Annotated in this window: 16 protein-coding genes and 1 pseudogene; all 17 read right to left on the bottom strand. The window is 55.0% G+C overall.

Features of this window, described 5'->3' with window-relative positions:
- Positions 1-92: 92 nt before the first annotated feature.
- Positions 93-707 (bottom strand): annotated as a pseudogene (locus CZ203_RS15430) (DUF6273 domain-containing protein); the annotation flags it as partial.
- A gap of 10 nt (positions 708-717) precedes the next feature.
- Complete coding sequence (locus CZ203_RS02085; RefSeq protein ID WP_087064422.1) at positions 718-1,044, bottom strand: hypothetical protein; 327 nt, start codon at positions 1,042-1,044, stop codon at positions 718-720.
- 6 nt (positions 1,045-1,050) lie between these two features.
- Positions 1,051-2,310: a phage tail-collar fiber domain-containing protein gene (locus CZ203_RS02090; RefSeq protein WP_087064423.1), complete on the bottom strand. Its 1,260-nt coding sequence runs from the start codon at positions 2,308-2,310 to the stop codon at positions 1,051-1,053.
- The gene (locus CZ203_RS02095; protein WP_087064424.1) at positions 2,307-2,888 is read right to left on the bottom strand and encodes a phage tail protein; all 582 of its coding nucleotides are present in this window, start codon (positions 2,886-2,888) and stop codon (positions 2,307-2,309) included. The genes CZ203_RS02090 and CZ203_RS02095 overlap by 4 nt, the downstream gene beginning before the upstream one ends.
- Complete coding sequence (locus CZ203_RS02100) at positions 2,881-4,026, bottom strand: baseplate assembly protein (RefSeq protein ID WP_087064425.1); 1,146 nt, start codon at positions 4,024-4,026, stop codon at positions 2,881-2,883. The genes CZ203_RS02095 and CZ203_RS02100 overlap by 8 nt, the downstream gene beginning before the upstream one ends.
- Positions 4,013-4,312, bottom strand: coding sequence for a GPW/gp25 family protein (locus CZ203_RS02105; RefSeq protein WP_087064426.1), 300 nt, complete (start codon positions 4,310-4,312; stop codon positions 4,013-4,015). The genes CZ203_RS02100 and CZ203_RS02105 overlap by 14 nt, the downstream gene beginning before the upstream one ends.
- Positions 4,309-4,701 (bottom strand): phage tail protein, encoded by a 393-nt coding sequence (locus CZ203_RS02110; RefSeq protein WP_087064427.1) that lies wholly within the window; start codon positions 4,699-4,701, stop codon positions 4,309-4,311. Before CZ203_RS02110 ends, CZ203_RS02105 begins: the two co-directional genes overlap by 4 nt.
- A 4-nt stretch (positions 4,702-4,705) precedes the next feature.
- On the bottom strand, positions 4,706-5,194 hold the full coding sequence (locus CZ203_RS02115) for a hypothetical protein (protein WP_087064428.1): 489 nt from the start codon (positions 5,192-5,194) through the stop codon (positions 4,706-4,708).
- A complete protein-coding gene (locus CZ203_RS02120) occupies positions 5,191-6,489 on the bottom strand; it encodes a phage late control D family protein (protein ID WP_087064429.1) in 1,299 nt (432 codons plus the stop codon). The genes CZ203_RS02115 and CZ203_RS02120 overlap by 4 nt, the downstream gene beginning before the upstream one ends.
- Before the next feature lie 4 nt (positions 6,490-6,493).
- Positions 6,494-6,697 carry a tail protein X gene (locus tag CZ203_RS02125; RefSeq protein ID WP_087064430.1) on the bottom strand — a complete coding sequence of 68 codons (204 nt, stop codon included), beginning with the start codon at positions 6,695-6,697 and terminating at the stop codon, positions 6,494-6,496.
- Positions 6,698-6,712: 15 nt separating this feature from the next.
- Positions 6,713-9,898, bottom strand: coding sequence for a phage tail tape measure protein (locus CZ203_RS02130; RefSeq protein ID WP_087064431.1), 3,186 nt, complete (start codon positions 9,896-9,898; stop codon positions 6,713-6,715).
- Positions 9,899-10,036: 138 nt separating this feature from the next.
- On the bottom strand, positions 10,037-10,330 hold the full coding sequence (locus CZ203_RS02135) for a phage tail assembly protein (RefSeq protein WP_087064432.1): 294 nt from the start codon (positions 10,328-10,330) through the stop codon (positions 10,037-10,039).
- A gap of 24 nt (positions 10,331-10,354) precedes the next feature.
- Positions 10,355-10,873, bottom strand: a complete 519-nt coding sequence (locus CZ203_RS02140) for a phage major tail tube protein (protein WP_087064433.1) — start codon at positions 10,871-10,873, stop codon at positions 10,355-10,357.
- A gap of 6 nt (positions 10,874-10,879) precedes the next feature.
- Positions 10,880-12,328 carry a phage tail sheath family protein gene (locus CZ203_RS02145; protein ID WP_087064434.1) on the bottom strand — a complete coding sequence of 483 codons (1,449 nt, stop codon included), beginning with the start codon at positions 12,326-12,328 and terminating at the stop codon, positions 10,880-10,882.
- A gap of 477 nt (positions 12,329-12,805) precedes the next feature.
- Positions 12,806-13,465, bottom strand: a complete 660-nt coding sequence (locus CZ203_RS02155; RefSeq protein WP_087064436.1) for a hypothetical protein — start codon at positions 13,463-13,465, stop codon at positions 12,806-12,808.
- Positions 13,462-13,797, bottom strand: a complete 336-nt coding sequence (locus tag CZ203_RS02160) for a hypothetical protein (protein ID WP_087064437.1) — start codon at positions 13,795-13,797, stop codon at positions 13,462-13,464. The genes CZ203_RS02155 and CZ203_RS02160 overlap by 4 nt, the downstream gene beginning before the upstream one ends.
- Positions 13,794-14,060: a hypothetical protein gene (locus CZ203_RS02165; RefSeq protein ID WP_087064438.1), complete on the bottom strand. Its 267-nt coding sequence runs from the start codon at positions 14,058-14,060 to the stop codon at positions 13,794-13,796. Before CZ203_RS02165 ends, CZ203_RS02160 begins: the two co-directional genes overlap by 4 nt.
- Positions 14,061-14,063 lie beyond the last annotated feature (3 nt).

The raw sequence follows: 14,063 nt of genomic DNA on the forward strand, positions 1-14,063 counted from the left end.
GCGCCGAGGCTCCGGTCGCTGTCGGAGATCGTGGGCGCCCGTGATGCAACAACGTTCCCAGATGCGTCAACAAATAGTTCGGACGGTAATATCAGGGCAGGGCGGACACCACACGAATCTGTGGCTGCTGAGACGCTATAACCACCATATCGGTCTACGCTCCAGACATCGGTAGCAGTATTAAATTGGGATCGGAGCCACCAAAATCCTGCGTTACCATTAAAATTAGAGATGCGCAGCGCCTTGGATTCTGAATCATTTCCAGAACTAAAATATGATAATTTGCTTCCGTCCACCGGAAATGCCGGGCTTAAAGATGTTAAAAAACCAACTTCATAGCCGGACAATAGAAATACCTTTGTGCTCAAACCGTTGGAACCGGTATAAATAGTGGGGGGCGACTGTCTCAAGCAGTATGGGATTTTAACCTGCTTAATAATATTCTGAATGTCGACGCCAAACCGGGACTTGAAGGTGCTGTTAAGATAGGGATGGATGGTACTGGTAGAGTACCTATTATCGCTCGGACTCCCCCACTCACGGTCTTCAAAAATATCTTTCCTGAGCAGCCACGTCCCATCGCAGGATTCATCATAGATTGAGGAAGGCCGTCCCTGCTGGACAACCAGGTAATCTACCGCCGCCCCGTTTTCCTTGAGCTTTACGATGGAACCGACCGCCACAGAGCCTAATGTCTTTGCTGCCATACCCTACCCCCTAACATTCCAGCCGCTGCTTCGCGGCGTTCCACACACCGGAAACCAGCGTATAGCCCTGCTGATCCACAAAGGTCACTGACCACGGGTTCCGGGTGACGTCCAGGAACATCGCGTCCCAGACCTGCTGCGTCAACGCCTCGTTGGCGGCCAGCCGGTTCCCCAGCGCCGCGTCCGCCGCTTCACGCTCGGGCTTCTCCGCGTCCCACCCCTGCGCCTTCGCGGCCAGCGTGGTATCGCCGACGATTACCGCCCCGTCTACGGTCTGCGGGAAGAACGCGTTGCCTTCCGCGTCATAGACCGGGTGTATTTGTCCTGTGATTGGCATGCTGCGTCACCTCCATGCGATGTAGCGGTAGGGGTTATACATACCATAAGAGTCATTTGCTGTATATGACACTTTAAATCCACCACTAGTAATCTCTACAATTGGCTTTTTAGAGTTATCGCCTGAAAATGCTGGATATGCCGGAGCATTGGGTAACGCAAGCCCGCCATACGACTCAGCACTATAACCACCCGCAACTCTACCACCCGCAGGACATTCCACTAAAACCGCTTTTGGCGTAAACCCCAGGCTGATCAGGCGGCTGGCCGCGTCGTTGCCCGTATACGTCCCAAACACCGGCGCGCTTGCCTTGGCGTTCCACGCCGCCCGCTCCGCCGCCGTAATGTGCTTGACCGCGTCCGCGATATGCGCCGTAAGGTCGGCCTGTGCGGCTTTCCCCGCGATCAGGTTCGTCACCGTCGCAGCGAAATTTGCGTCATTGCCGAGCGCCGCCGCCAGCTCCTCCAGCGTATCCAGCGCGCCCGGCGCGGAACCGATCAACCGGATGATCGCCGCGGACACAAACGCCGTCGTGGCAATCAGCGCGGAGCTGTCGCCCTGTGCGGGCGTGGGCGCTGTCGGGCTGCCCGTGAGCGCCGTATCCGTCAGGATCTGCGCCAGGGTCTTGTGCTCCAGCGTGTCCGCGTCCTGCGGGATCACGATAGGCGTACCGGGCACTGCGGGCCCGCTGTACACCAGCCGCGCCGCCATCTCCGGCGGAACCCCGCCCGCGCCCGCAGCGTCCGCTTTCGCCTTAAAGTCCTCGTTGGTCACGTTCACAAGGGTTTTGTCGGCTTTGGCGGTTAAATCCTCCTGCGTGGCAAAGACAAGGCTTTCGTCAATTACCGCGGTGACGTTCTCAGCATCACCCACAACCGCTGGAATGCTTATGACTTTCTCAATGATTTCGCTTCCAGCTGCAGCGATAAATTCTGCAAGTTCCTGTGCATTGGAGTAGCAATACAGTTGCTCGCTTTCGCCCTCCATCTTTGCGTAGACGCCAAGCTCCCGCCAATAGAATCCTGTTTGCAAGCCCGCGTTTGTAAAAGAACCGCGCACTGATACAAAACCACTGGTGCTGTTTTGGATTTTGCTGATATCGACCCGTAAAATTTCATGGGCGAGTTCCGTCATAGCAGCAGGGGGCAGGGATCCTAATTGCCCATCCCCAATTGCGATCTGGGTAAATATTAGCTTCTCGCCAACCAATGTACGAAGCGCCATTTCGCGCCCGCCCGTTGTAAACTTTGGAGCAGGAAAGCTCACTTAATCACATCCTTTGGATCCATTGAAATGGTATGCTTTGTTGCGGAATGCACCGAAAAACTGTATTGTTGCACGAACGAACCCGTACTCATGGATAGCTCCACCTTTTCAAGATGCGCACTCAGCCGCTTTACTGATTCGGCCACCCGCTTAAATTCATCTACGTTATCATCCGTTACAGCCGGGTTGTCCGTCGTAACTTTGAAGTACCCCGGTTTTCCCGCGTACTGAAACCATTCCTGTACACCCGCGCTGCCAAAGATATCACTTGTTATGTGTTCTACTGCCGACTTTGTGCCCGCAAGCGCATAATAGGTCAGGGTGTTGCGTACTAAGTTCCTCTTTGTGGGTAATGGAAGATCCGGGCGGTACTGCGGTGTCCGGAGTTCCAGCGCGAGGGCATCACACAGTTTATCCGGAAGCCCGTCGTCATTGTTCCAAATAGATAGCCCGGAGCTGTACCGGATAAGCATCTGTACCTGGCGCTGTACCGCAAACGCATACGCCTGCACCCAGGGCTGGCTTGAAATAATCGGGGGCAGCACGTCAGTTATCCGGGCGTCCTGTAGGCTAATCATCCTCAAGCCCCCCGTATACTACTTCCTGGGATGCCAGCCGTGCAATTTTATTTTCATCCACAGATGCAAATGCCGGCTTACGGATCTCCACCCGTTTTGCCCCGGCTGCCATAACCCGCTGGATCAATTCAGACGCGTTAACGTCGCGCCCAAGGGTTCTCTGCCACGATTTGTAACTTTCCACCGCCTGCCCGACTGCGGCCTGAACCGCATCCGCACGCGCGCGGTCAGAGCGGTTAATGTAGTATGTAAGGTCTATTGAGTAGTCCTGCTCCGCCGGGGCTGCCGCGGTGACCTTATCGCATAGCGGACGTATGGCTCCGTCAGATAAATAATCCTCCATTGCCCGCAGATCGCTCTCGTTAGGCAAGGCACCGCCGTCCAGCAGGAAAAGGACGGTTACTTGTTCTGGCGCGGGTGAAAATACCTTTACATCCGCAATGTCCGAGCGGAACCTACGCGCAAAGTATTCATAGCCTGCTGCCGGTCCCGCAACACTGAACGCCCCAGGCGCCCGAAATACCCGTTCCGTTAACTCATCGTCAGTTTCCACATTCGAGCCTCCCGCTGTTTGCACCGTGTTGATCGCACCAGCAAGGTATGGTAGCGGGTCTACGATCTCCATAGCCGTCCCGGCAGGGATACCGTTTCCCGCGTCCCCTTCGATCAGCGCAACTGCGGGCGCATCGGCAGTTTGAGCGCCGGCAGGGATCTCGACGTATTCGGTCGTGGCAAAGTAGACACCGCTTTCCGTGACTACCCGTGTCCCGCCCGGGATATTTACAATAACCGGCTGCGGGTTAATTGTAAATTGTAGCGTTGTTGTCGCTTTTTGTGCAGGCAGCCTGGTGCAGTTCCGCAAAGCTGCAAGGTTATCCAGCGCCCCGCCTTCCGCGTATTTCAACAAGTTTTGCCTTCCCGCGCGTTCAACGCCCTGTAGTGCCTGATACAGCAGGAGGGAGGTCGCCTGCAGCACAAGGCGCATCGGGTCTGCTGGAGCTAGCTCCACGGATTCCCCGGTTATCCTGCTGTATTCTGATACATAGTCCCGTAGCATCGTTTCTTGTACCTGTTGCAGCGTGGTATCCCCGATAAACGACACGTCGGGTATTGCCTCAAGCGCTTTAATCTGTGACAATCTCGCACCTCACTTTCGGGTTCAGCGTACCATCGGCGGTATGGGCGCCCCACGTTATTTCAGCCACCCTTGCACGCGGCTCGTATTTCGTGGTTTTCTCAATAATTTCAGCTGCGATCGCTGCTTGCGCTGCCGGGAGGGGTAAATCTAACGGATCCCAGGACAGGCCAAAATCGCGATCCAATGCAAGCGTACCTGCGGGCGTACCATACAATATTTCCAGGCAGCGGCGCACGTCGTCCGCTGCCGAGGAATGCTGGACGATATTAATTTCTACCTGGCTCATACGTATTCCTCCAGGGTCACTGAGACAGTGGCTGATACCAATTCGCCTCCGTTGTACATCCTGTCCCATGATTCCGATAAGTTCATCAGCCGGAAAGGGTTGTCCGACAATGGCTTCCCACCAATAACAAGCGGGTATGCTTGCCGGCTCTCCGCAATCTGTGTCAGGCGTTCAAGCAGGGCACGCGGCTGTACCCCTAATGTGGCGAGCAGCGTCAGTTTAAACGTCACCTTCCGCAGGGAAGGCGCAATAAATTCTGTCCTTGGTTTAACCCCGTGCAATTTATGTGTTGCCCAGCTGCCGCCCGAAGTGCGTTGCAAGGATTGTGGGGTTAATACGCATTTATCGGAGGTTTCGAACACAATACCCCCGTATGTACCAATTGCCATCTTATTATCCCCCCAAACCGGTTATGCGCCGGTCATGCTGTTCTAACTCCGTATCGTGGCCGCTTAACCGCCCTTCTGCTGCAGACATGCGCCCTTCAAGCGAAAGGATCCTCTGCAGCAGGCTCCCTATGGAAGAAGAACTCCCGCTGCCGGTCTCCTCTATTTGCAACAACGGGGCGAGCAGTTGGAGGGTGCCGGTGCCTGCGTCATACTGCAGGATTGCTCGCCCCGTTGTTGCGTCAAAATCTTTGCGGAACACGCCTTTTCCCGAAGCTGCCGGACGGTTTTCCGCGCTCCAGGCGCGGCCAATGATCAGTTTGCGCCCACCCCCGTCCAATACGAATACCATCTGCCCCACCTCCGGCATATGGTACTCAGCAGACAAAAAGGGGATGGGGGGAGATACCGCGTTGTCCCTGTCTGGATACGCCACACAAGCTGTGCCTGCGTCATAGTCTACAGTGGATATCCTACCGACTAAAAGTTCTGTCATGCCATTGCACCCCTTATCGCATTCGCGGCTTGTATTACGAGGTTATCTAAATACGCAATCGCCTTAATATTTTGCTGCCAATAATCCGGGCTATTTATAACGCCCGCGTCTACCAGCACCAGCAGAGCCGCCTGTACTTCTGTGATCCCGCCGCCTTCCCGTCGCTCCTGTATCCTGGCAGATAAATTCAGGAGCAGTTCGTCCAGGTATTGTACGTCCCCATAATGCGCGACCCAGTAATCGGGTGTGTTAATGACCCCCACAGCGGTTAAGCGCTGAATAGCATCCTGCACCGCAACTTTCCCGCGCTCCTCTACTAAAACCAGGCTGTACTCGCAGGTGTACCCGTTGCTGTTGAGCCCGTGGACTACTTTATCGATATAATACTTGCCGCTCAGTTTCCCTATCCCCACAACGTTAACCGTTTGGCTTGCCACAAGCGACGGGTTGCCCATCGTGCTGACCTTCAACGTGGTCAGGCCATGATTGGCTTTCTCCAGTGCCGCATTTAGTAAAAGTTCAGCGTCGGCGCGGCTTTCCGCCTTAGCTGAGGTCTTTAAAACCCGGCGGCCTGCCCCGACTGAAAACGCGACTTCCTTTTCTGTTTTGGGGTCGGTGTAGGTGATCTCCCCGCGGGTATAGCCACCCGTCATTGTTGCCCGGTAATCATAAGCGGACATATCCTCCGTACGGATCAGGCCAACCGCATCCTTTTTCTTATACGCGACACGGTCAAATATGACCAGTTTCTGTGAAAACACCTTCATACTGAGGCCGTACTTTTCACAAAGCCCCATGAGGAATGCGCTATTTGTCTGTTCCTGCTGCTCAACGGTTTCAAGTTTTATCTCCGGCGCATCATAAACGAACGCCAAACCAGCAGAATAGGCTATGTCATTCGCAATTTTCTTAATTGTGATTTTGTTCCAGGTTTTCGTACGTTCACGGCAGTCAAAGTCGCAATTGACCGGCGCGGAGACCCCTCCGATTTCAGCGCTCTGTGGCCATCCAGTGTACCGTAAGTCATCCAGGGTAAACTTCCCGCACGCTAAATCCCGGTTATCATCTGGCCGCGCCCAATCAAATACACGGATCTCCGCTTGCAATAAATCACCCATGTGAGGCATCCAAGCGTTTGACCACAGGGCGTCCTTATCGCCTAGCTGCACTGATAGGGTATCGCTTTCCCCAGAGGCCGGATCCGTATAGGTCATGCCTATAAAAAACCGGTCAAGCGATGTTGTGATTGCTTTCCCGTTATAGGTTATTACCGCTTCCGCAAGCCTTGTATTCATGGGCTCACCTCCAGGGCGGTAATTCAGCGCTGCGTTCTTGCGGCGGGGCGGGGATCGTAAGCACAGTGCCAGAATCAAACAAGAAAATATCCAGCAGGCGGGAGTTTGCTTGCATCAAAATGCCGGCTAAATATTCATCGCCGTACATCTTTTTAGCAATAACATCCCATGTATCGCCGGATACGGTCGTATATGTATTTAAAGCCAACTTACATCCTCCAAACTACGCCCTGCGGAATGCAGCACGCCTTTCGTCATCCTTCATGCGCTGGTACCACGTCTTAAACTGCTCAAAAGATTCCGCGTTTGCGCGCGTGACGTCTTCTTGGTTAACCGTACCGTAAAACTGCTGTACTGGGGCGTAGGTTACGCCCATCTGCCCTCCGGCAGCCGGTGCAGCGGATTGTCTTGCGAGCATAGCATCCAGTTTAGATAGCGGGAGGACAGCTTCGTGTTCCCTGCCTTCACCTATCAATGCGAGAGTAGGACCCGTCGCAATACCGCCGGATGCCATAGCCGGGACGGTATTCCCGTTTTCCTTTTTCGCCTGGATAGTAGGGATTTTGCTAGAGACTTTTGGCACCTTCGCCAGCGTGCTGTTTACAATGTCCGCCGCAACACCCGCAACAGTGCCGAGCGCCTTACGGCGTTCCTCTAATACACCGGAAGTTAACCCCTTGACAAGGGATCCGCCAATGCGGTTCATTTCACTGGACACATCCGCCGCGGTCAAAACCCCGTCGGCGATCAGCTTCATAGCCGCGGCAACGTCAGGTTGCCCGTCTTTAAGGCTTGTCTCCCAAACATCCAGCAATTCTGCTGCGCCTGCACCGATCGCGTTCGCGGCAGCATCAATATCGGCCTTAAGGTTAGCCAGTTCGCTCTGCGCACGTTGGCGTTGTGACTCCGACATGCTGGACATGCTGTTCTCGATCTCTTTCTTACGCCTCGCATAAGTATCCCGGGTTAATCGAAGGGTTTCCTGTAAAGTCCCAGCTTCCTCCTCAGCGTATTTTTTAAGGTGCGCATAATACTTGCCCGATATTTCATCGATTTCCTCAGGGGTTGTTGCATTGGTCAGCATATCCTGCAACTGGAAGGACTCATTCAGCTCATCGACGCCCTTTTGCGCCTCTTTTACCTTTTCTTTCGTCGCTTCAAGCTGGATTTCCAGGGTGTTTTTCTCTTGGCTAACCTGTTGTATTGCCTGGGTTAGGCTCTCACGGCTATAAACTTGCCCATTAACACGATGCGTTTCACCCGTATATCCAGAACCTGAAACAAACTGATCCAAGCCGGATTTTAACGCGTCGAGTTCCTTGGTTTTTTCACTTAGCTGTAGCTGCTTATTATCGCGCTCGTTCATCGTATCGGTGAGGGTGTTCTGTGTTTCTACACGTTTCCCAAGATTCTCTTCGATTTCCGGCTGCATAGCTTCCAGCATAGACGCCTTCCGCTTTGCAACCAATTCCTCATTGATCGAATCCCGGATTTTATAATGTGCGCCAGCCTCATCTTCCAGCTTTTCCACGGCGCCGGGGATAAGCCGGTTGATTTCATCAGCCAGCCAATCCGCACGCTCCTTATGCTTCTCGTTTACGCGGCCTTGCGCATCCCTATAGCCGTCAAGTTCTTTGACATAGCCTGATACCGCATCAATTTCGGCATCTGATTGCTTCATGCTCTTGGCTGTGGATTCCCGCAAATTATCGCGCGCCTTTTTCTGCGTCTCAAGCTCTTTTGTAAGCTCTTCCTGCTTTTCGTTAAACCGTTTTGTTTCACTCGTAGCGTCCCCCGTCACGGCGGCATATATGCCGATGCCCGCGACCAGGGCGGCGATTGCGGTGCCCACAATTAAAAACGGGTGCGCGGCCGTTACGGCATTCCATAGCGCCTGTTTAGCAATTGCAATATCAATCTTACCGGTAAGCACGCCCGCTGCCGTCTGGCTGACGGTAAGCGACCCCGTGAATACCTTTTGTGCCGCTGCTGCTGCGGCCTGCTTGGCTTGATATTTTACAACAGCGTCACTCGCCAGCTTTATGCCCTTGGTCACGGCATCCATTTTGGCCGCAGCCTTGAGCACTACAAAACCGGCGGCACCCGTTTTCAGGATATCACCGACCTGCTGGCCGTGGTCTACCACGAACGCCAAGCCGTCGGCAAGCTTAGGCAGCACATCCGCCGCGAGTTCAGCACCCGATGCTATCAGCCCCCCAACGCCGTTGCTTATGGTGGAAAGGCTGTGCTCCAGCGCGCCGCCGGACAGGCTCGCGCTGATTTCGGAAATACTGTCGTTCGTAACCCTTACCGCGTCTTTCAACGGCCCCTGCAGGTTGTCATAGATCTTGATCCCGACGCCCTCAAGGTTAGACTGCATGAGCGTAACCTGACCCTGCAAGTTGTCATTCATGGTGTCAGCCATTTCTTTTGCCGCGCCGTTTGCGTTCCCGATCTCCTGCGTGAGCTTGCTAAAGTCGGAAGGAGCGGTATTTATGATTGCAAGCAGCCCGGACATCCCTTCTTTGCCGGCTATGCCCGCGGCGTATTCTGCTTTTTCCGCGTCTGTTAGCCCAGAAAATTTCTGGCGCATCTCTTCCAGCAGGGTATTCAGCGGCTTTACCTGCCCATTTGCCGTGGTCATGGATAGCCCTATTGCATCCATATACTGCGCAACCTGGTCAGAAGGCTTTGCAAGGTTGGTCAGCATCGAGCGTAGTGCCGTGCCTGCCTGCTCACCCTTAATGCCCGCGTTCGCCATCAGCCCGACTGCAACGGCGGTATCTTCTACCGAATATTTTAACGCGCCCGCGACTGGCGCTACGTACTTGAACGTAGCGCCCATCAGCCCAACGTTGGTGTTGGATGAAGATGCGGCTTTTGCTAGCACATCCGCGAAATGCGCGCTGTCTGCGGCTTGTAGGCCGAAAGCGGTAAGCGCGTCAGTCACGATATCAGATACGCTGCCAAGGCTCTCCCCGGACGCGGCGGCGAGGTTCATGATGCCCGGCAGGCCATCCACCATCTGCTGTGTTTTCCAGCCCGCCATCGCCATATATTTCAGGGCTTCCGCGCTTTCGCTCGCCGAAAACTTAGTAGTCTCGCCCATTTCCTTTGCTTTTGCGGACAATACATCCATATCAGCAGATGTGGCGCCGGAAATCGCGCGCACCTCGCTCATGCCGGCTTCAAAGTCAGAGCCGGCCTTTACAGCATAGCTGCCGATGCCGGCCAACGCGGCACCGGCGGCGGCCGCCGTAGCGGTTGCTGCACCCAGCGCGAGCTTTCCCGCGGCCTGCAGCCCCTTTCCCAACGTAGACGACGCCTTGTTAGCCGCAGCACCCAGCGAGGGGTCGACGGTTCCCGCAAGCCTTATAGTTAGTTTATAGTCAGTCTTGTCGTTCCCCATGCCCCTGCGTCACCTCCTCCGCTATCTCGGCCATTTCCTGTATAGGCAGCCCCATTAGCCAATCAAGCCCGGTACCGGGCAACAACCTGGCTAGCCGGATGCACACCCGCCGTAATTCCTTTGGGGCTCCCGCGCTGGTTAGCCCACGTTGAATAAAAAATTGGACACCACGTTCTTAACTGAAGCCCCATCATTTGCAGGAAGCTTCAGGAAGAACTCATAGGGCAGCTTTGTTGCACGCGCCGCGAGCATACAGCATTGCGAGTAATCAATCTCCGGTATAATCGGGTGGATATTCTGCGCCTGGAAAACCCTCTGCACCTCGATTAAGTCCACAGTGCTCAGGTTTTCCAGGCCGCCCAGGTCTACCGTTTTATATTCTTTACCTTCGAATGTAAAGGGCTTTTGTAATACAACAACCCGTTTTCCCATCGTATTTTCCTCCCGTGCCTCTTATCAGCACATCCGCTTGATTTCTGCGAGCTGATCCACCCCGCCGATCTTGTACACGGCGTTCAGCTTATCCAGTTCCACTTTAGGCGAGCCGTCCACCTCGATCAGCAGATACACAAGGCTCAATGTTACGGAAGCGTCCATGCTATTGCCCGCCTTCATTTTGCCGCCTTCGAGTTTTTTACATCTGCCGCGCATCACGATCCTGATCTGCGTCTGGGAAAGGTTCCCTTGCCCATCCGCGCCCTGCATCGCGCCGCGCAGCGTCAGGTCGGTCACCTCGCCAACCGTCATCAGGTCAAATGCGTCGCCATACAGCACACGGAACGGGACAACCTGCTCAATCTCCGAAAAGTGCCCGGGTACCGGGGTATCATACTCGCCAAGTACACCCGGACCGCTGACGGTACTTGTCATCGCGGTCAGCGAGGGCATTGTAAACTCACCGGTTACGCCGATCAGCACGTTGCCGCCGGTATAAGCGTTGAAGTTAGAGATCATTTCAGGGATTTGTACTCTCATTCTGTTTTAACCTCCTAATGCCGCCTGGAGCGCCGTAGGGTCAAACTCCAGCGTGTTCGTGATGCATTCCATCGGGGTGTAGGGCGCGAGGTACTGGTGGAATGCAATCTTCCCGTCCAGCACTTGTGTTACCGGGTTTTCGTCCTCGCGGTACTCAATGCGCGCCCCTGCGCAGAACCCGCGCGCGACGAAGCTATTGCCCCGGACGTTTTCACTGTCGCAAATGGACTGTATCTGCCGGAAATTTGCCGGGTCGTCGACCTTCTGAAAATACGTAAGGATAAACGTGTTGCCCCACCAGGAAAAGAACCTGCGGGTGCAGAACCATCGGTCTTTAGGATCCGTCGTCCCCGGGTACGCCGCGGTGTTGTTGCCCCAGGTCACAAACCCGTTGGACAGGTTGAGCGCTGTAATTACACCATAGCCGCATACCTGGTTTGCCTGCGCGAGGTCAAGCACAATCTCCACACCATCCTCGCCAATAAGGGACGACGCCGGGAGCGCCTTGTTAGAGGGGCTGATGGCCGGCACACCGTCGTGATCCGCGTCATTTACAGCGGTAACCGCACCGTACAGGGCGGAATAGTAATACGCTTTACCGCCGCTTACGACTTTCGGCCATACCGCGATAGCGTGGGGGGAATTAACCCCGGAAGCATCCTTTGCCGCTTTCACCTGGTCATAATTCCGGGCAACCGAGGTGTCGATATCGACGATACACTCACACGAAAACAGGCCGTTCACACCTGTGCACTTTGCTTGTAACGCCGTGGCAACACTGGCCTTATGGCTCCAGCCAGGCGCAAGCAGCAGCCCCGGCGTCAAGCCGAGGCGCGGGAATACCTGGCGCAGGACTTCCAGCCCGGTTTCTTTCGCGGTTGAAGCATTATAGCCGCCTACGATATCAGACTCCTTTACGGCAGACGGGTCGATGCAAACGCCGGATACCTTCAGCTCCGAAGCGCTGGCCGCCGCGCCGCCTGTAAGCACCTTGATTGCCGGGTGTCCTTCCGCATCAAATGCCGCGGTATAATCCGTGCCGGCAGCCAGGGGCTGCGCATCCGCCTTAACAACCAGCTTGTCAAGCAGTACGCCTTCGGCCTGTACGCTGACGGTGCCATCCTTTACAGGGATTGTTGTTTCCTCAAGGTCTTTCTTATGGATTTCCGGATCCAGGACATTAACCAGTACTACCGGCGCCACTGCGTATTTGCGGAAGCATGCATCCACCGACTGGCACAGCGTATAACTGCCAAAATCATCGCTGTACCCCAGCTTTTCGGCGGCCTCGGAAAAAGAATTTACTAATACTGGTACATTGGTACATGCGTATGGGTTTTTTGCCAAATGGATGGGCGCGGTGCCGAAAACCACCTGTAGCCCCGCGGTGCTTTGCGTGGGGATGGTCAGGCTTGTCTCCTGTTCACTAACAAACACACCTCTTTGATATGCCATGTATTTACTCCTTTCATGTCATGGGGTCTTCTATGCGCACTGCCGGTATGTCGAATGTCATAGACATGCCGCCTACATAGTAAGGATACGTGTCTTCGTCTTGCAGCTCCCACCGTATCGGGTATCGGCAAATGAAATTCCTCCCCAACTGTGCGCGGCGTGCAAACCGCGCGTATACCGATCCGATCATATGAAGCACTGTCCGGTATCCCGCCCTGCCCCGGTCTTGGTCAATGACGCCGAAAATCAAGAGCGCTGTTACAGACTGCGCGGACGTGGCGTCTTCCGCCACTCCGGATACCAAACGCACAATACAATACGGGTATTGCCCGTCGTCATCTTCGTTTGCCGGAAGTACCGGTAAGCTCTGCGGGTATACCGCAAGGGGCACGCGCTCCCCGGTTGCGTTTTTGAAGCGTTCCTGCTGGAAGACCGCCCTGACCTCCGTAATAAGGTCGTCCTGTAAAAACTCTGCGGTCACCGTAGCGCCCCCTTTGCTAATACTTTAGCCACCTGCTTCCGCACGGCGGCCGGAAGCTCCTGTTCTACCATGCTTTGCGCGGCCTCCCTGATATCCGGGTTGTTCAGCATATGGGGGACGGCGGGGGAAAGCAGCTTTTTAATAAACGTCTTTTTAGGATGCTTTTTCATACGCTTCCCCGGCACACGTACCACAACGGCTGTATGATTGTTTTCAGATAAAGGCCCGTTTTTAAATGTTGTTATGAACGGTTTAGGGCTGCCGTCCAGTGCCTTCGCGCCGCCCTTTTTTCTGACCTGCGCGGTATAGTAAGCCGGGCGGGCGGGGCCGTGCGCCACGGTTTGCGGCGAGACCAGGAACTCCATTAGGTCTTTCATGGGTCCCTCGGATGTCAGTGTTGCGCAAGGGTCGGACTTGGTAGCGGTTTTGATTTTCATTGCTACGGATGCGTTGAGTTCGGATCTTTTTTGAAGCACGTACCCGCCTTTGGCGTCTTTGGTAATCTGCTTCCGGACCCGGCGGGCAACATCGTTTACTGCCTTAGCCAAAACCGCCGGCGCATGCCCTTCCAGATCCGCGAGGGCTTCCCGTATATAGCCCAGTTCCGCGCCCGTATCCGCCATAAGCGTTATAAAGTTGTACTGGCTTTCGCTCACGCCCGGTTCGCCTCCAAATATATCGAATACACGCCAAATTCGTCCGCTGCGTCGACCACCAGGAAACCCTTTCCGTCTAGCATCAGCAAGCGGCCGGGCTTTGGCAACGCGCCGAAAATATCAGCGCGGACATAAAGCAGGCGGTCTGCAAGGAACAATCCGTCCATATGCTGCCCTTCCTTGGCAGCATTTTTGCGTTCTGTTAACTCATTATCATCCAGTACGCAGAGCATCCTGCGCCCGTCGATCTCATGCTCCTCCGCAAACTCACCCGCGCAGAAAAACGCCGCTTCTAAGTCAGCGTTTAGCTGTTCCCGGAAGGGCGCGCTCATTGCTGCGCCCTTTTCTGACTTGCCCGCCGGCCAGCTGCGGGCTTATCTACGCCCGGTTCCGGATTGGGAACGGGCAGGCCGGACGTTTGCGGTACGGCGGGGGAGCCCGTGGCGTCAGTCGTATCTACGTGGCCGTCCCAGGTGGCCGAACCGTATTTAAGCCATAATTCAAGGATTTCTGCGTCTGAAGTGGGCAGGGGATCCCCGGGCGCATACTGCCGGCCTCCCCACAGGATTGGGGTTTTCGCAATCAGTTTTTTCATAGC

This window comes from Intestinibacillus massiliensis, from assembly GCF_900155735.1.
Taxonomy (GTDB): Bacteria; Bacillota; Clostridia; order Oscillospirales; family Butyricicoccaceae; genus Intestinibacillus; species Intestinibacillus massiliensis.